The sequence below is a fragment of the Pseudomonas arcuscaelestis genome, assembly GCF_016881005.1.
GTDB classification, from domain to species: domain Bacteria; phylum Pseudomonadota; class Gammaproteobacteria; order Pseudomonadales; family Pseudomonadaceae; genus Aquipseudomonas; species Aquipseudomonas arcuscaelestis.
The window spans coordinates 23,920-40,564 of record NZ_JACOPV010000021.1; the positions used below are offsets into that span (position 1 = coordinate 23,920).

16 protein-coding genes are annotated in these 16,645 nt (G+C 59.5%); 5 read left to right on the forward strand and 11 right to left on the reverse strand.

Going from position 1 to position 16,645, the window contains the following annotated elements; all coding sequences use genetic code 11:
- Positions 1 to 3 precede the first annotated feature (3 nt).
- Both H8F21_RS26115 and H8F21_RS26120 read left to right on the forward strand, forming a co-directional pair.
- Positions 4 to 675, forward strand: coding sequence for a COG3650 family protein (locus tag H8F21_RS26115; RefSeq protein ID WP_203477591.1), 672 nt, complete (start codon positions 4 to 6; stop codon positions 673 to 675).
- Positions 676 to 781: 106 nt separating this feature from the next.
- The gene (locus H8F21_RS26120; RefSeq protein WP_203477593.1) at positions 782 to 2,395 is read left to right on the forward strand and encodes an NAD(P)/FAD-dependent oxidoreductase; all 1,614 of its coding nucleotides are present in this window, start codon (positions 782 to 784) and stop codon (positions 2,393 to 2,395) included.
- Between the two features lie 47 nt (positions 2,396 to 2,442).
- Here the strand turns inward: H8F21_RS26120 and H8F21_RS26125 are convergent, their stop codons facing one another.
- Complete coding sequence (locus H8F21_RS26125; RefSeq protein WP_203477602.1) at positions 2,443 to 3,537, reverse strand: PLP-dependent cysteine synthase family protein; 1,095 nt, start codon at positions 3,535 to 3,537, stop codon at positions 2,443 to 2,445.
- Between the two features lie 220 nt (positions 3,538 to 3,757).
- On the opposite strand from H8F21_RS26125, the gene nhaA reads away from it, so the two are divergent.
- Entirely contained in the window at positions 3,758 to 4,936 is a 1,179-nt protein-coding gene (gene nhaA, locus H8F21_RS26130; protein WP_203477606.1) for a Na+/H+ antiporter NhaA, read from the forward strand.
- A gap of 68 nt (positions 4,937 to 5,004) precedes the next feature.
- Here the strand turns inward: nhaA and H8F21_RS26135 are convergent, their stop codons facing one another.
- Entirely contained in the window at positions 5,005 to 5,469 is a 465-nt protein-coding gene (locus H8F21_RS26135) for an outer membrane lipoprotein (protein ID WP_136474906.1), read from the reverse strand.
- Between the two features lie 145 nt (positions 5,470 to 5,614).
- On the opposite strand from H8F21_RS26135, the gene H8F21_RS26140 reads away from it, so the two are divergent.
- Complete coding sequence (locus H8F21_RS26140; protein WP_203477609.1) at positions 5,615 to 5,851, forward strand: hypothetical protein; 237 nt, start codon at positions 5,615 to 5,617, stop codon at positions 5,849 to 5,851.
- Here H8F21_RS26140 and pdxH read toward each other — a convergent pair.
- The 5 genes from pdxH to dinG form a co-directional block, all read right to left on the reverse strand.
- On the reverse strand, positions 5,848 to 6,495 hold the full coding sequence (gene pdxH / locus H8F21_RS26145) for a pyridoxamine 5'-phosphate oxidase (protein ID WP_203477621.1): 648 nt from the start codon (positions 6,493 to 6,495) through the stop codon (positions 5,848 to 5,850). The genes H8F21_RS26140 and pdxH overlap by 4 nt on opposite strands.
- An 18-nt stretch (positions 6,496 to 6,513) precedes the next feature.
- Complete coding sequence (locus H8F21_RS26150) at positions 6,514 to 7,485, reverse strand: OmpA family protein (RefSeq protein ID WP_203477624.1); 972 nt, start codon at positions 7,483 to 7,485, stop codon at positions 6,514 to 6,516.
- A gap of 97 nt (positions 7,486 to 7,582) precedes the next feature.
- On the reverse strand, positions 7,583 to 8,728 hold the full coding sequence (locus tag H8F21_RS26155; RefSeq protein WP_203477627.1) for a serine hydrolase domain-containing protein: 1,146 nt from the start codon (positions 8,726 to 8,728) through the stop codon (positions 7,583 to 7,585).
- Positions 8,729 to 8,854: 126 nt separating this feature from the next.
- On the reverse strand, positions 8,855 to 11,110 hold the full coding sequence (locus tag H8F21_RS26160; RefSeq protein WP_203585643.1) for a beta-galactosidase: 2,256 nt from the start codon (positions 11,108 to 11,110) through the stop codon (positions 8,855 to 8,857).
- A gap of 82 nt (positions 11,111 to 11,192) precedes the next feature.
- A complete protein-coding gene (gene dinG, locus H8F21_RS26165; protein WP_203477635.1) occupies positions 11,193 to 13,337 on the reverse strand; it encodes an ATP-dependent DNA helicase DinG in 2,145 nt (714 codons plus the stop codon).
- A 97-nt stretch (positions 13,338 to 13,434) separates the two neighbouring features.
- On the opposite strand from dinG, the gene H8F21_RS26170 reads away from it, so the two are divergent.
- Entirely contained in the window at positions 13,435 to 13,899 is a 465-nt protein-coding gene (locus H8F21_RS26170) for a CopD family protein (RefSeq protein WP_203477637.1), read from the forward strand.
- Positions 13,900 to 13,941: 42 nt separating this feature from the next.
- Here H8F21_RS26170 and H8F21_RS26175 read toward each other — a convergent pair whose 3' ends face one another.
- From H8F21_RS26175 to H8F21_RS26190, 4 genes are all read right to left on the reverse strand, one after another.
- On the reverse strand, positions 13,942 to 14,700 hold the full coding sequence (locus H8F21_RS26175) for a collagen-like protein (protein WP_203477639.1): 759 nt from the start codon (positions 14,698 to 14,700) through the stop codon (positions 13,942 to 13,944).
- Positions 14,693 to 14,968, reverse strand: coding sequence for a DUF1145 domain-containing protein (locus tag H8F21_RS26180; RefSeq protein ID WP_203477641.1), 276 nt, complete (start codon positions 14,966 to 14,968; stop codon positions 14,693 to 14,695). Before H8F21_RS26180 ends, H8F21_RS26175 begins: the two co-directional genes overlap by 8 nt.
- A 94-nt stretch (positions 14,969 to 15,062) precedes the next feature.
- Entirely contained in the window at positions 15,063 to 15,770 is a 708-nt protein-coding gene (locus tag H8F21_RS26185) for an OmpA family protein (protein ID WP_203477643.1), read from the reverse strand.
- Positions 15,771 to 15,860: 90 nt separating this feature from the next.
- A complete protein-coding gene (locus H8F21_RS26190) occupies positions 15,861 to 16,550 on the reverse strand; it encodes an OmpA family protein (protein ID WP_203477646.1) in 690 nt (229 codons plus the stop codon).
- Between the last annotated feature and the right edge of the window lie 95 nt (positions 16,551 to 16,645).

The window sequence follows — 16,645 nt, forward strand, 5'->3', positions numbered from 1 at the left end:
TCGATGCGTGCCGCCCCTTCGTTGTTGCTTGTCGCCCTGTTACCGCTGTTCGCGGGTTGCCAGATGCTGGCGGATAAACCACAGGCATCCGCTGCCAGCATGACACGCATGCAGGGTGAGCTCAGCGCCAAAGGTGGTCAGCTGCTGTTCAAGCCTTGCGCGGAAAATCGTCACTTTGCGGTATTCGATGCCGGCAACACGGGCCTGCTACAAGAAGCTGCAGCACTGGCCGACGAGCCAGGTACCCTGTTCGCCGATGTCGGCGCGAACCTTTCTGCCAGCCAGAACGAAGGCAATGACGGGCAATTGAATGTGCAACGACTGTACCGGGTCGAACACTCCAACAGTGCCTGTAGCGACCCTAACTTCAAGCGGTTGACGGTACGTGCACATGGCAACGAACCTGACTGGGACCTCAAGGCCGGGAACAAGGGCATGGTGTTGACTCGCCCAGGACAGCCGGAGCTGGCCGTCCCTTACCTCGAAGAACAACTGCCCGATGGCCGCTTCAGCCTCAGCACCGAGGCCAATGGTCAGCGTGTGGACCTCTGGGTCGCGCCGCAACGCTGCGTCGACACAATGACTGGGGCGGTGCGCCACCTCAGCGCAGAACTCCGGGTAAACGGCCAGACTATGCGCGGATGCGCCTACTACGGCGGCTCACGTAACGACTGATCATCGGCGTCTGCGTTTATCCTGCCTGCTTATGCGGCGAACAGCTTATACTTGGCGGTTTGTGTAAAGCCGACGGCCGTTCATGGCCGCGATACTGGACCCTGCCATGTTACGAATCACCGAACTGAAGCTGCCGCTTGATCATCCTGATGAAGCCCTGCGCGAGGCCATTGTGCAACGCCTGGGCATCAGCGATGAACAATTGCTGGACTTCACCCTGTTCAAGCGCAGCTACGACGCCCGCAAGAAGAACAGCGAAATGCTGTTCATCTACACCATCGACCTGACTGCCAGCAACGAAGCTGAGCTGCTGAAAAAATTCGCCGACGATCACAACGTCAACGTTGCGCCGGATGTCAGCTACAAGGTCGTTGGTCACGCTCCCGCCGACCTGCAGGAACGCCCCATTGTTGTCGGCTTTGGCCCCTGCGGCATTTTTGCCGGCCTGCTGCTGGCGCAGATGGGTTTCAAGCCGATCATCCTCGAGCGCGGCAAGGAAGTGCGCCAGCGCACCAAGGACACTTGGGGTCTGTGGCGCAAGAGCGAGCTCAATCCTGAGTCGAACGTACAGTTCGGTGAGGGCGGTGCCGGTACGTTCTCTGACGGTAAACTCTACAGTCAGATCAAAGATCCACAGCACCACGGTCGCAAGGTGCTGAACGAGTTCGTCAAGGCCGGTGCCCCGGATGAAATTCTCTACGTCAACAAACCCCACATCGGTACGTTCCGCCTGACTGGTATGGTCGAGAACATGCGCCACGAGATCCATGCGCTTGGCGGTGAAGTGCGCTTCGAGCAGAAAGTTACCGATCTGCTGATGGAAGACGGTCAACTCAATGGTGTGGTTCTGGCCAGCGGAGAACAGTTGCAGTCCCGGCACGTCGTCCTGGCCTTGGGTCACAGTGCTCGTGATACGTTCCGCATGCTACATGCCCGCGGCGTATTCATGGAGGCCAAGCCGTTCTCCATCGGTTTCCGGATCGAACACCCGCAATCGTTGATCGACCAGGCGCGCCTGGGCAAGTACGCCGGACACCCTAAACTTGGCGCAGCAGATTACAAACTGGTGCACCACGCCAAGAACGGACGCTCGGTCTACAGCTTCTGCATGTGCCCAGGCGGCACAGTGGTTGCGGCCACCAGCGAACCAGGCCGGGTCGTCACCAATGGCATGAGCCAGTACTCGCGTAACGAGCGCAACGCCAACTCCGGTATCGTCGTCGGTATCACTCCAGAGCAGGATTACCCCGGTGGTCCGCTGGCAGGTATCGAGTTGCAAGAAAAATTGGAGTCGCTCGCCTATGTGCTGGGCGGTAGCAACTACCAGGCGCCAGCCCAGTTGGTGGGTGACTTTGTCGCGGGCAAGCCCTCCACTGCCCTGGGCAGTGTCGAGCCTTCGTACAAGCCTGGGGTCAACCTTGGCGATCTGGCACCAAGCCTGCCTGACTTTGCCATCGAAGCTATTCGTGAAGCCTTGCCGGCATTCGATCGCCAGATCAAAGGCTACAACCTTCATGACGCCGTGCTGACCGGGATTGAAACCCGTACTTCTTCGCCGCTGCGCATTACCCGCGATGCCAGCATGCAGAGCCTCAACCTCAAGGGCCTGTTCCCGGCAGGTGAAGGCGCTGGCTATGCCGGTGGGATTCTGTCGGCGGGCGTCGACGGTATTCGTATCGCCGAAGCCGTGGCGCGGAGCATGCTCGGTTTAGAAGCCTGATGTAGCTGACGCGGAGCAAGTCGACCGGACTTGCTCCGCGATGCGCTTCAGATCCCTGCGCGCAGCACTGACTCCGGCAGCGGATGTCCCTTCTCGACACAGGCCTTGACCGTCTCTATCAACGCCTGCAACTGGTAGCCCTGCCCTAACAGCCAGTCCTGGTCGTAATAGCTGGTCGCATAGCGATCACCACCATCGCAAAGAATCGCCACGATCGAACCTGCCTCCCCGGCTGTGCGCATCTGCTGTGCTGCCATCAGCGCACCGATCAAATTGGTGCCACTGGAAGCACCTACCCGGCGGCCCAGGCGTTCAGCCAGGTAATGCATGGCAGCCAGGGACAATGCATCCGGCACTTTTACCATCGCGTCGATCACTTGCGCCAGAAATGACGCCTCGACCCGTGGTCGACCAATTCCCTCGATTCGCGAACCACAGTCCAGGCGCAGCGTGCGGTCGCCGGTCTGGTAGCTGTCGAAGAACACAGAGCGCTCGGCATCGGCACACAGCACGCGCGTTGTGTGCTGGCGATAGCGAACGTAACGGCCCAGGGTGGCGGTCGTTCCGCCTGTGCCCGGACTTGAGATCAGCCAGGTCGGTTCCGGATGCCGCTCGAAGCGCATCTGGGTAAAGATCGATTCGGCAATGTTGTTGTTCGCTCGCCAGTCAGTCGCGCGCTCGGCATAGGTGAACTGGTCCATGAAATGACCACCGGTTTCACGCGCCAGGCGCTCGGACTCAGCATAGAGTTGGGTCGGATCCTCCACCAGATGGCTGCGACCACCGTAGAAGGCAATTTGCGCGATTTTCTCTTGTGAGGTGCTGGCAGGCACCACGGCAATGAACGGCACCCCGAGCAGCCCCGCAAAATAGGCTTCGGAGATTGCCGTCGAACCGCTGGAAGCCTCGATCACCGGAGCCCCCGGCCGTAGCCAGCCATTGCACAGGGCATACAGAAACAATGACCGAGCCAATCGATGCTTGAGACTGCCCGTGGGGTGACTGGATTCGTCCTTGAAGTACAGTTCAACGTCGGGGAAGCCCGGTAAAGGCAACGGGATCAGATGTGTGTCAGCGCTGCGTTGAAAGTCGGCCTCGATGATGCGGATCGCTTCACGTGCCCACTGGCGGTGATCGTTCATGGTCCAGTCCCGGAAAATAGCTGTTCAGGTGACCATGTTAAGAAAGTCCCTACATCTATGACAGGTACAGCCAGGCAAAATAATCCCGGCCAACTGCTAGGCTGCTCAAGCCAGAGATGGTCAAATCTTATAACAAAAAAGAATATAATTTTTGTTTTAATGCATATCCTCACAGGGTAGGGTGTGCCCCTGTTCAGAACCCTCAGGATGGAGAGCGCCCTTGCTGCGTAGCACTTTCACACGTTTTTTTCAGTTGGAAGCTGCCAGCGGTCTATTACTGATTGCTGCAGCCGCCCTGGCCTTGATCATCAACAATTCGCCCTTGTCGTATCTGTACAACGGCCTGCTTGATGTGCCCGTGGTCGCCCAGATCGGCGCCCTGAAAATCGCCAAACCCCTGCTGTTATGGATCAACGACGGCTTGATGGCCCTGTTTTTCCTGCTGGTTGGCCTGGAGGTCAAGCGCGAGGTCATCGATGGCCACCTGTCCAAGCCTTCACAAATTGTCCTGCCCGGTGCGGCGGCTATTGGCGGCATGGTCATTCCGGCACTGATCTACTGGTTTTTGAACAAGGACGACCCTGCTGCCGTTGCCGGATGGGCCATCCCAACCGCCACCGACATCGCCTTTGCCCTGGGTGTGCTGGCGTTGTTGGGCAAGCGTGTGCCGGTGTCGCTCAAGCTGTTCCTGATGACCTTGGCAATCATCGACGACCTGGGCGCAATCATTGTCATTGCCCTGTTCTACTCCGGTGAACTGTCCAGTCTGTCACTGATGCTGGCCGGGGCCTGCCTGCTTGCATTGATAGCCATGAATCGCCTGGGTGTGGTCAAGCTCGGGCCGTACATGGTCATCGGCCTTATCCTCTGGGTGTGCGTACTCAAAAGCGGCGTCCATGCCACACTGGCAGGGGTAACCCTGGCCCTGTGTATTCCGTTGCGCACCCGTAATGCAGAGGCCTCGCCATTGCTGAGCCTTGAGCATGCCCTGCACCCCTGGGTGGCCTACGGCATCCTGCCATTGTTTGCCTTCGCCAACGCCGGAGTCTCGCTGGCGGGGGTAACACTGGAGAGCTTCACCCACTACGTACCGATGGGCATTGCTGCCGGCTTGCTGATCGGCAAGACCGTGGGGGTATTCGGACTCACCTGGATCGCAGTCAAACTTGGCTTCGCGGCGCTGCCAAGCGGGGCCAATTGGGGCCAGGTGCTGGGCGTTGCCATCCTCTGTGGCATTGGCTTTACCATGAGCCTGTTCGTCGGCTCGCTGGCATTCGTCCCAGGTAGCAGTGAATACGCAGGCATGGATCGCATGGGTATCCTCACCGGCTCCATTGTGGCGGCCCTGATTGGTTATACGGTCACCGCCTTGGCGAGTCGCAAGGCAGCCGCTAGTTAATTAAGCCCAGGCAATAAAAACCCCGACCGGCACTGCCAAGTCGGGGTTTTTTATTTGCTGCACAAGTATCAGTGTGAAACTCGGCTAGTACCGTCAACGGTCATGATACGAACACGATCACCCACGCGGAAAATCTCGTTTTCCTGAACGGCCTGCACATAGGCGCGCATGCTGCCGTCGTCCTCACGAACAGTGATTTCTACGCCCTGAGTACGGGTGAGTCCTTCTTCAGCAGCGGAGCCTGCCAGACCACCGGCTACCGCACCAATGACCGCGGCAACGATGCTGCCACGGCCACCACCGATGGCACTGCCCGCTACACCACCGACAACGGCGCCAGCGCCACCACCGATCGGGGTCTTGGTACCCTCGATTTTCACTGGACGCAACGACTCGATGGTTCCCATGCGTACGGTTTGCACCCGGCGAGCTTCGTCGCGAGAGTAGGAGTCGCCGGTCAGGCTGGAAGCACAGCCCGTAAGCAGAAGCGACATCGTGGTGAAGCTGGCAGCCAGCAAAACAGATTTACGCATAGGATAATCTCCGAAAGACAGGTGTTCATTAGACTCCGCGCATTGACGACTGTCACGACTGATGCGGAGTAAAATTGATTCCATTCAGCTTCCATACAGCCTGTGTCATCGATGCAGTCTGAAAACGTTAAACGCAAGGATAGACATGGATTACTTCATCGTCGTCATTACGACTGTGGCAGGACTGTACTTTCACTGGTGGTTGTATGTACGAATCCGCCGCTGGATGGACCGCGACCTGGCGCTCTCAATGGCCGGAACGGACGAAAGCAAAAAAGCCTACATGCTTGAATGTCTGGACAACGCCAAAGCACAAAAGGTCAAACGTGCAGACCTGGCGGCCTGGCTGGAACGCGAGGCCGCCGGGTACCGGGGAAATTAAGGCGCCAGGCGCTCGCGCAACCAAGCACTTTGCTGCAGGCGATAATTGAGCCGGTCATGCAAACGACTGGCTCGACCCTGCCAGAATTCGATGCGCTCTGGCAGCAAGCGATAGCCACCCCAGTGCTCAGGACAGTGAGGTTGGGTGTCGCTGAATCGCTGCTCGGTGGCTTTTACCAGCCCTTCAAGTTCGGCACGATCTGCAATCACTCGGCTCTGCGGTGACGCCCAGGCGCCGAGGCGGCTGCCCAGCGGACGAACCTGGTAATAATCGTCTGATTCCTGGGCACTGACTTTAACCACCTTGCCCTCGATACGTACCTGACGCTCAAGCGCCGGCCAGAAAAAGGTCATGGCCGCACGGGGATTGGCCTGCAGCTGTTGCCCTTTGGCGCTGTCGTAATTGGTGAAAAAGGTAAAGCCCTTGTCATCCAAACCCTTGAGCAACAGGATTCGGCAATGTGGCTGGCCGTCGGCGTCTACCGTAGCCAGGGTCATGGCATTGGCTTCTACCGGTGGTTGCTCGGTTTTTACCGCATCATCGAACCATTGGCGAAACAACGCAAAAGGCTCGATCGGGGCCAGGGCTTCCGCCAGGCCGTCACGGGTATAGTCGCGGCGCATATCTGCCAGGGTTTGAGTCATTGCTGCGTTCCTTGACGATCAGTTGGTCTTCGCAGGGCTGGTATTGGCGGCCACCTTCTTGGCAGCAGGCGCAGGCTTCTTGGCCGCGGCTTTGGCTGCTGGGGCTTTCTTTTTAGCCGTTGTGGCTTTGGCTGGAGCGGCTTTCTTGGTGGCGCTGGCCTTTTTCACTGGCGCCTTGGCAGCCGGCTTTACCGCTGCCTTGACCGGGGCCTTGGCATCTTGCACGGCAACCAGCTCAGCTGGGCTCGGCGTAGGTTGTTTGTACTTGGCAACCAGGGCAATCATGGTGTTTTGCGGCGTCAGGACCAGTTCAACTCGACGGTTGAGCGAACGACCTTCCACGCTGTCGTTGGCCGCGCGCGGCATTTCCGAACCCATGCCACGCAAGTTCAGGCGATCACGCTCAAGACCACTGAGGCGAAAGATTGCGGCAACGGACTGGGCACGCTCTTGACTGAGCTTCTGGTTACCGGCCGCAGCACCGCTGGTATCGGCATGCCCGAGCACCAGTACAGCTGTCTGCTTGTCGGTTTCTACCGCTTTGGCCACCCGAGTAATAGGGCCGAGGGTAACAGGCAGGAGCATGGCCGGGCGATCTGGGTTGTAGGAGCTGTCTACCGGCACGGTCACTACCAGCACATCTTCGCGGCGCTCAAGTTCGAACTTACTGTCTTTGATGGCTTCGCGCAGACGCGGCTCATAGCTGTCCAACCAGGCTTGAGTGGCCTTGTGGTCAATTTTCGGCACAGCCGCAGCCTTGGACGTGTCGCTGTCTGCGAACGGCCACCACCAGCGGCTGCTGCTTTCCGACTTGGCATCTGCCTTGGCAACTTTTCCGGCGACCACCTCCTTCACTTCCTGTTGGGCAACCTTGTCCGAACCGAAGGGCCACCAGTCGATCCCGCTGTCTGCTGAGCCTTGTTGTGAGTGCTGTGCGCAACCGGTCATAGCCAGACACAGGGCGATAGCTAAGGTTTTATGTGAAGACATCAGTGATACACCATGAAAATGAAAGAGATTCTACCAATGCGAACAGCATTGGAATTCAGAATAGTCAAAGGGTTCAGGCTGCACCGGGGTTAACCGATCAAAGGCACTCTGCCAGGACCCGCACCAGTTTTTGCGCACGCGGATCCATCAACACATAGGGGCCGAGGGTATTGGTGACAAAACCAAAGGCCACATCGTACTCCGGATCGGCAAAGCCAACCGATCCACCAGCCCCTGGGTGACCAAAGGCCTTGCTGCCCAGACCGAAGGTAGCGTTGGCCACTGTCGGCTGGTCGAGCATGCAGCCCAGGCCAAAGCGGGTCTGGGTCAAGAGCGTCTTGTCCTGGCCCAGACTGTGTTCGCGGGTCAGTTCATCCAGCAGTTGCGACTCCAACAGGCTGCCATCAAGCACGCCTGCATAAAAACCGGCAAGGCTGCGGGCGTTGCCGTGGCCGTTGGCAGCCGGCTGTTGCATCCGTCGCCATTCGGGCTTGTTGGTGCTGGTGAGCATGCCAGGTGGATTGGTAAATGCGCGGGTGGACAGTGCCTGCGGCTCGCGCATTGTCACCTGGAGCAAGCGCTGGGCTGCTTCGTCGCCCATATTGCCCTTGCCGCGGGCAAGATGCGCGACCCGAGGGAAATTCTCGTCGGCCATGCCCAGGTGAAAATCAAGCCCCAACGGGCGTGCAGTACGGGCAACAATGGACGCGCCCGGACTGCGACCGTCAGCACGACGAATCAACTCACCAATCAGCCACCCGTAGGTGATAGCCGCATAGCCGTGCGCCGTGCCAGGTGTCCACCACGGTGCTTCGGCTGCCAGCGCCTGCACCATGGTTTGCCAATCATAGAGCGCTTCTGCGGGCATCAGTTCGCGCAGCGCAGGCAGGCCGGCACGATGGCTGAGTAATTGGCGCAGGGTTATCGCCTGTTTGTCGGCCTGGGCAAACTCCGGCCAGTAACGCGCGACAGGGACATCGAGGTCCAGCTTGCCCTCGCCCACCAATTGCAAGGCAGTCACAGCCGTAAACATCTTGGTGCAGGAGAACAGGTTGACGATAGTGTCACTGTGCCAGGCCTCGGCGCCATCCTTGTCGGCGGTGCCCGACCACAGATCAACCACGGTCTCGCCACCAACTTGAATACACAGGGCAGCGCCGCGCTCCTGGGGATCGTCAAACAGCGCGGCAAAGGCTTCGCGCACGGCTTCAAACTTAAGCTCGTAATGACCTTGAATCTGCACCCAGCCGCTCCCCGCACTCATCGCAATCGAAAATGGCGTGCATTGTTTCAGCCTCTGAGGGTTTTGGGAACAGACAGCGGTCTGGCGACCAAGGCAACAACCCTGCACCAGACCGCCAAACCCTTGCTACGGGGCCTTTGCAGCCTTCTCGGCAATCGGCGCCTTGGCGATCTGCTCCTGCGCTTGCAAGTTGCTCTTGCGCACACTGTCGACAAAGCCCTGGAACGGTACATCGGTTATTCCCACAAGCCCGAAATGACCATTCTCCCCATCCAGCAAGCGACCGCTGGCCGGCTGATCCAGGTATTGGAACCAGTGCACCCCGACAATCGAGGGCTCGCTCAACGCCGCCTTGACGAATGCGTCATAGGCCGGGCCTCGACCTTCTTCCCTGGCGACCTCCATCGGCCCTGGCCAGAACGGGCCACGATCGCGCGACCCAAACTGGAACTCCGACACCAGTACCGGCTTGTCCAGTGCGTTGAGCTGACTGAAGTCGTAACCATCCTGCGGTTTGGGTGTGTAGAAGTTGAAGCTCAGAACATCACAGAACTCGGCGCAGGCTGCCACCGCCTCCGGCGTGCTCACCGCAAAGCGACCGCCGAGCAGCAGATGATTGGGCGCATGCCATTTGAGCGAGTCAGCAATGGTTTTGAAGTAGGTTTGCGCAAAGACCTTCTGAAAATGCTTGAAGTCGGCCTCGATTTCAGGATGCTCCGCGCTAGGCAACGGTGGCTCGAAACCTGGGTCTTCCATCAGTTCCCAGGCAGGCAGATCGATACCCCAGGCCTTGGACAACCCCGCCTGGTTACGGTATTTGTCGCGCAACTGTTTGAGGAAGGCACGTTTGGCCGGTACGTCTGTGGTCAAGCGCAAAGTGCCGTAAGCCAGGGCGTAACGTGCCTTGGGATCGTCTCCCGGCGCGGCCCAGGCCAGTTCATTGTCGGCAAAGTAACCAATTAACCAGGGATCATCCCGGTGATCACGAGCAGCGATGGCCACGGCACGCTCGGTGGCCATGGCGAAGCGAGGATCGAAGGGGTCGGGCATACGGCCCCACCAATCGGCGCCGGTGCTGATGCTGGTGTAGTCCCCGCCAATGGACAACGGCAAGGTGTAGGGCAAGCGATTGGCCTGCCCCAACTCGGGTTCGCTCCAGTTGCCCAAGGTGTTGAAACCCCAAGCTTGCAGTCGGTCGAGGGTATGTCCCTGCCAGCGCTGATGGTCGAGGACTGGTGCAGGACACTCTACCGCCGCAGCGCTACTGGTCGCGGCAGCCGGGGTGCAGGCTTTGCCATGACTGCGCTCCAGATTGGCAGCATAGAAGTCGAACCAGCGTCCCTGATTGAAGTTGCGACCGCTGGACGAGCCGTTGCCGTCGTTGTTGTTACCCTCTCCGTAGAACTGCGCCAGTGGTTCACCGGCTTGTGGAAGCGCGCTGAACATCGCCTCACGCCCGGACACATAGGTACGGCCACCATCCGCGGCAACGGCATTGACCCCAAGCGAGTAGAACGGATGACCTTCAGGGGTTACCAGGTACCAGCGGCCGTCACGTTTTTCGGTACGGAAGAAGCCTTTGGCGTCGAAGCTCGGGCCGCTGCTCACGCCACCGAACTTGTCCCGTGGTAACTGACTACGCTCGGCCAACCAGCCTTTGAGGTGCTGTTGCTCCCGCGCCGCGCCCGCCTTGAGTTGGTCATCATTGACGATTTTCTCCGGCCAGCGGCTGCGGGTGGACTGGCCATATACATCGATCAACCCGGTATACACGGCCTTCTGTAACTGGTCGTCATCCTGGATGCCGACGCGCTCGATCAGCAGGCTCTGGGCAACATTGGGCTTATTCATCGATAAGCTCACCGATACCACCTGATTCAAGTCCAACTCGCCACTGCTGCTGGTGAGAATCCAACGCTGACCCTCGTGGGTCCAGGGCATGGGTGGCCCGGCACGCATACCCTGGCTCAATGGCGAAGCGGCTACGAGTGGCACCAGTACGGTCTGCGCCGGGCCGGCCGGAAGATCAATGCGGCTGGTCAGGGTTTGACCGTTGCTGCTCAACACTGTGACATCCACGGTCAGCGGCCAGTCCATACCGCTCTGCAGGCGCAGGGTCAGGGCTGTGGCTGCTGACCAATTCCAAGCACCGGTTTGCGGGCTCAGACGCAGCGTTGGCCGCTGCACCGGGTTGAATACTACGCGACGCAATACCTCGCCCTCAGCCGTCTGCTCTGCATTGTATTGCGGCAAGCTGGCATCTTCAGTCACCACATTGACCACCGCGGCCGGGCGCACGAAGCTGAACAGCGTCTGCTGCCCAGCCAGCAGCGAAGAGCTGAACAACAGTGCGAAGACAGCAGGCAAGGTACGACGAATCATAGGGCTGAAACTCTCCTTTAGGGCCCATGCGGGCCTTGAACTGAGTCATAGACAACGCCCCGAAGCATAGATCCCCGGGGGTTTAGGAAATTTCCCGTCGAAACGGTGGCAGAGCGTTGAGAATAGCCTTGCCATAGCGCTGGGTGACCACACGTCGATCCAGCAATGTGATGGTGCCGCGATCTTCTTCGGTTCGCAGCAGGCGACCGCAGGCCTGAATCAGGCGCAACGAGGCGTCCGGTACGGCGATTTCCATGAACGGGTTGCCGCCACGGGCCTCGATCCATTCGGCCAAAGCCGCCTCGACCGGGTCATCGGGAACCGCAAAGGGGATTTTGGCGATGACCACATGCTCACAGTAGGCCCCCGGCAAATCGACGCCCTCGGCAAAGCTCGCCAAGCCGAACAGCACGCTGGCGTCACCACCATCGACCCGTGCCTTGTGCTTGTTCAAGGTTTCCTGCTTGGACAGATTGCCCTGAATGAACACCTGCTTGCGCCAATCTCGATCCAGTCCGTCGAATACGTCCTGCATTTGCTTGCGCGAGGAAAACAACACCAGCGAGCCTCGCGAACCTTCGACCAGGTCCGGCAAGTCGCGAATGATAGCCGCCGTGTGGGCCACGGCATCCCTGGGGTCGGCACGCAAGTCTGGCACGCGCAGCACCCCTGCATCGACATGGTGGAATGGACTGGGAACAACACTGGTCACAGCGGTCTTGGGCAGGCCGGCGCGCATGCGGAAACGATCGAACTTACCTAATGCGGTCAGCGTTGCCGAGGTAACCAGCGCGCCGTGGGCAACGCTCCACAAGTTACGACGCAACATTTCGGCCGCCAGAATCGGGCTGGCATTGACCTCAATGTCGAACAAGGCCCCGCTTTCCGCCAGGGTCAGCCAGCGAGCCATGGGCGGGCTGTCTTCAGGATCTTCAGCGGTAAAGGCGGTCCACAACTCCCAATTGCCCTGGGCGCGCATCAACAGGCTGCCGAACAGTGGGTACCATTCTTCAGCTTGATGACTGGCGATGCCGATACTCTTTTCAGCATCCATGCCTTCCTTGAGCAACTCGGTCAGGCGAGTGAACAGGTCGGTCAGGCGGGAAAAGCCCTTTTTCAGTTCGATGCCCATTTCGCGCATATGCTCCGGCACCACGCCGGCGACGAAGCGATGTCGAGGCCGCTCGCGGCCTTCTGTATCTTCACCAGGACGGAAATCGGCCACCTGCTCGCAGGCGCTGAACATGAACTGCTGCTGCGCCTTGATCTCGCGGGCCAGCTCAGGCACTTGCTCGATCAATTTACCCAGATCACCCGGCAGCGGGTGTTGGGCCAACAGTTTGGCCAGGTTCTTGGCGGTTTGCTCAAGCCAGTCGGCGGTAGAACGCAGGCGGGTGTAATGGGCAAAATGACCAATAGCCTTGTCGGGCAGGTGATGGCCCTCGTCGAACACATAGATGGTGTCTCGCGGATCAGGCAGCACCGCTCCACCGCCCAACGCCAGGTCCGCCAGGACCATGTCGTGGTTGGTGACGATCACATCGACCTTGCCCATGCCTTCACGTGCTTTATAGAACGTGCATTGGCCAAAATTCGGGCAGTGGCGGCCGGTGCACTGGCTATGGTCAGTAGTCAGGCGCGCCCAGTCCTGGTCTTCCAGGGCCTGGGGCCAGCTGTCTCGGTCACCATCCCAGCGATTACCGGCAAGTTTTTCGATCATGCTGGTGAACAGCTTCTGGCTGACCTCGTCCACCTCGATCTTGAAACCATCTTCCTCGAACAACTGGGCGGTAGCCGATTGCGCGTGGCCTTCCTGCAACAGCAGGTCGAGCTTGGACAGGCACAGGTAGCGGCCGCGCCCCTTGGCCAAGGCAAAGCTGAAGTTCAGTCCGCTGTTGCGCATCAGATCGGGCAGATCCTTGAAGACGATCTGCTCCTGCAGGGCCACTGTCGCAGTAGCAATTACCAAGCGCTTTCCAGCAGCCTTGGCTGCCGGAATGGAGGCCAGGCTGTAGGCGACCGTCTTGCCGGTACCAGTACCGGCCTCGACCGCCACCACAGCGGGCTCGCCGGAACGTCGACCTTCATCGTCGCATTCGATATCGCCAAGCACCTTGGCGACTTCGGCGATCATCAGGCGCTGGCCGTAGCGTGGCTTGAGGCTCTTGGCTTCGAGAAAACGCGAATAGGCGCCCTGAATCGTGGTTTTGAGTTCGTTGCTGATCATGGTGTCGGGGCGCCCGAAGGGCTGGATAAATTTTCAGTGTTTCGATTGGGTCGCTATCATACCCCGCTATTGCCCCTTGCGCCGAATGGAGATCCTGATGACTGCCTTTTCCCTTCCTTATAGCCTGCACGTTCTGGCCGCCCTGGTATGGGTGGGTGGGATGTTCTTCGCCTGGCTGATCCTGCGCCCAGCGGCGGTTTCAGCCCTGCAGGGGCCCGAGCGCCTGCGCCTGTGGGTTGAAGTGTTTCAACGTTTTTTTGGATGGGTCTGGGTGGCAATCGCAGCGCTGGCGATCAGCGGCGTGGGTATGTTGCACATGCGCTTTGGTGGATTTGACGCAGCCCCGCGCTACGTGCAGGTGATGATGGGCGGCTCGATTGTGATGATTGCGCTGTTCATTCGCGTCAACACATTGCTGTTCCCGCAATTGCGCAAGGCGGTGCAGGCGCAGGACTGGCCAACCGGTGCGCAAGTCCTGGGAAAAATTCGTCGCTTGGTGGGTATCAACCTGTTGGTCGGTATCGCGGTGGTGCTGGTTGCAACTACGCGTCTGGCGATATGACGTTGTCTTGCGATGGGCTACGCAGCCCATCGCAAGCGTGAACTACAGGCGCTGCAGAATCAGCTCGCCGGCATTGCCGGCCAACCCTGGCTGGCCAGCCGTTCCTGGCTTACCGGGTGCACCTGCAGCCGTGCGATACACCAGGCAGCCTTTACTCGCCCCTCCAGCCCCCGCCTTGCCAGCAGAACCGGCCAAGCCAGGGGCGCCGCCATCAAGCTGGACCTTGATGCGCTCTGCCGGAAAATCTGCGGGCAATACCAGGTGCACGCGACCACCGGCCGCGCCATCCTGACCGTTACCGCCATTGTCGCCATTAGCCCCCCGGCTTGCCTGACCCCAGGTACAGCCGCCAGGTTTGCCATTGGCGCCGTCAAGCCCGACGAAACCCGGCGCACCGGTCCCACCGCGGGCATCGATTGCCAGCAACGACGCCTGCACGGCATGCAATTGCAAATCCAGGTCGCGCCCGGCCATCGCCGCGCGTTCATAGGTGCCGGGAGCACCGCGTGCCGCAATCTGGCTCCCCTCACCCAACTGCGCCCGCGTCACTTCCAGGCGCAAGGTACTTTGCGCAGGGGCAACGGCAATGCGTGCCTCCTGGCCCAAACGCAGGTCGTCCACTTTCAACTCGACCAGGCTGGCCGGCAACAACAGCGTCGCCGCATCAGCCACTTCCAGGCGCTGCAGATGCACAACACTGGACTTGTTCGGCAAACGCAATACCGAATGCGGTGCAACACTGATCGACTCAGCCAGCACCAAAGGGCTGAACAGCGCTGCAAGCAAAACCAACTTACGCATGGGGAGTCTCCTGACGTGGCGCCGGAATCGAAAGAACATGAAAGATACCGACCAGCAGGATCTGCAAGCGGTCAAACCAGCGGTGGCTACGCCCGCGAAGGCGGCCATTGAAAAAAAGCACTTCCAGCAGGTGCAGTCCAAGCAAGCCTGCGCCGGCCAGACCGATCAAACGATTGAAGGGGTATTCCTGGGGAATTAGCAAATTCACCAGCACAACCCACCAGAACACCACCGTCAAAGCCTTGCCCAGCGCCAGAAAGCCTTTCATATGCGCCCCTGCTGTTATTGTTCGTTGGCGATGCCAATTGCATGGCATCGCCTACCACAGTAACGGCTGGCAGGACCCTGCACCAGAGGCTTGATCAATTGAGGTGCAGTTCTACCCGACGGTTCTGCGCCCGCCCGGCTTCGGTTTCATTATCGGCAATCGGCTCGCTTTCGCCGCGGCCCTGGCTGGTGAGCTTGGACGGCGCCACACCTTGGTTGATCAGGTACTCGGCAACGCTATTGGCACGCTGCTCGGAAAGCGTCTGGTTATAGACGTCGGAGCCTTGGCTATCGGTATGACCGATAACCTTGATGCTGACCACACTGGGCGCGTTGAGTTTGTCGACCAGGGTTTGCAATTGGCTATGGGCACCGGTGGTCAGTTCGGCAGAATTGTAGGCAAACATCACCGAGCCTTGATCATTAAGGGTGATGATTTCAGGCTCAACCACTTTCTCGGCAACCGGATACTGCGGCAACGGGCAACCGGTATGACTTACCGGTGTATTGGCAGGGGTGTCCGGGCAACGATCGCGGCGATCGAAGACACCATCTTCATCCTCATCACCATCCTGGGCATAACAGATCAGTCCGCCAGCAATAACCCCGGCAGCACCGGCACCGGCCGCCCAGGCAGAACTTTCGATAGCCCCCAGTCCACCACCCACTAAACCACCGAGCAGGCTGCAGATTGGCCAGGTCCTTTGATTGAGTGGTGCGCTGCCATCGCTGTGGGTGGCGCAACCGGAGAGCAGGCTTGCAGTTACCAACACTGGCACTGCGGCCTTGGAGAGAACACTCATGGGAATAGCTCCTGTGTCACCGGCGTCTGCCGGTCACACAGGAGTAAAGACCGGCCTGCAACACTTCTCAAGGCGCAGGCCGTATGTGGGTCAACGCTCGATACGAATCTCGACGCGGCGGTTCATTGCGCGACCTTCTGCGGTGGCATTATCCGCTTCCGGACGGGACTCACCGGCCCCCTGGACCGAAACGAAGCTGGCTTGCGGCACACCGCTGCTAACCAGGTAGTCGGTAACCGACTGGGCACGCTGTTCCGAAAGTTTCTGGTTATAGGCGTCACGGCCGACGCTGTCGGTGTGGCCGGTTACGCTCAACCGGGCTGTAGGGGCTTCATTTTTCAGGCGGGTTGCGATGGTATTGAGGCGCTCCTTGTCCGCCGCTGTCAGCCTGGCCGAATCGAACTCGAAGCGAACATCGCGAATGACGATGACCTCTTCCTTGACCACCACCACTTCTTCGACCACAACAGGCTCGGGTGGGCAGCCATTGGCATCGACTTGCACGCCAGGCGGGGTACCTGGGCACTTGTCGCGGCTGTCGGGTACACCATCACCGTCTTCATCCCCATCGCCGTGGGCCCAGCAATAGCCAGCCGCCATACCGGCGCCAAGCAACGCGCCCCAGCCGGCCCAGCTGGAGCTTTCTATAGCGCCCAATGCGGCGCCGCCTACACCCCCGACGGCAGCACACTTCGGCCAGTCGGTCTTTTGCAAACCTGCGCAACCAGTCAACACGCTGGTTAGCAGAACCAGAGGTAATGCTGTGCGTACTATGCTCATTTTGTTGCATCTCCTAGGGGGAATCGGTTTAAACCGATGCTCTGGGAGTAAAGACCGCCCAAACCATCTCCGCCAGCAATAAGCCATGACGCGGC

What these genes read in the sequence shown, in the direction of transcription:
- H8F21_RS26160 (WP_203585643.1), bottom strand. Translation starts at nt 11,110, where the DNA reads ATGATTCGTCGTACCTTGCCTGCTGTCTTCGCACTGTTGTTCAGCTCT.
- H8F21_RS26125 (WP_203477602.1), bottom strand. Translation starts at nt 3,537, where the DNA reads ATGAACGATCACCGCCAGTGGGCACGTGAAGCGATCCGCATCATCGAG.
- H8F21_RS26120 (WP_203477593.1), top strand. Translation starts at nt 782, where the DNA reads ATGTTACGAATCACCGAACTGAAGCTGCCGCTTGATCATCCTGATGAA.
- H8F21_RS26135 (WP_136474906.1), bottom strand. Translation starts at nt 5,469, where the DNA reads ATGCGTAAATCTGTTTTGCTGGCTGCCAGCTTCACCACGATGTCGCTT.
- H8F21_RS26175 (WP_203477639.1), bottom strand. Translation starts at nt 14,700, where the DNA reads ATGCGTAAGTTGGTTTTGCTTGCAGCGCTGTTCAGCCCTTTGGTGCTG.
- H8F21_RS26185 (WP_203477643.1), bottom strand. Translation starts at nt 15,770, where the DNA reads ATGAGTGTTCTCTCCAAGGCCGCAGTGCCAGTGTTGGTAACTGCAAGC.
- H8F21_RS26170 (WP_203477637.1), top strand. Translation starts at nt 13,435, where the DNA reads ATGACTGCCTTTTCCCTTCCTTATAGCCTGCACGTTCTGGCCGCCCTG.
- H8F21_RS26150 (WP_203477624.1), bottom strand. Translation starts at nt 7,485, where the DNA reads ATGTCTTCACATAAAACCTTAGCTATCGCCCTGTGTCTGGCTATGACC.
- dinG (WP_203477635.1), bottom strand. Translation starts at nt 13,337, where the DNA reads ATGATCAGCAACGAACTCAAAACCACGATTCAGGGCGCCTATTCGCGT.
- H8F21_RS26180 (WP_203477641.1), bottom strand. Translation starts at nt 14,968, where the DNA reads ATGAAAGGCTTTCTGGCGCTGGGCAAGGCTTTGACGGTGGTGTTCTGG.
- H8F21_RS26190 (WP_203477646.1), bottom strand. Translation starts at nt 16,550, where the DNA reads ATGAGCATAGTACGCACAGCATTACCTCTGGTTCTGCTAACCAGCGTG.
- H8F21_RS26140 (WP_203477609.1), top strand. Translation starts at nt 5,615, where the DNA reads ATGGATTACTTCATCGTCGTCATTACGACTGTGGCAGGACTGTACTTT.
- H8F21_RS26115 (WP_203477591.1), top strand. Translation starts at nt 4, where the DNA reads ATGCGTGCCGCCCCTTCGTTGTTGCTTGTCGCCCTGTTACCGCTGTTC.
- pdxH (WP_203477621.1), bottom strand. Translation starts at nt 6,495, where the DNA reads ATGACTCAAACCCTGGCAGATATGCGCCGCGACTATACCCGTGACGGC.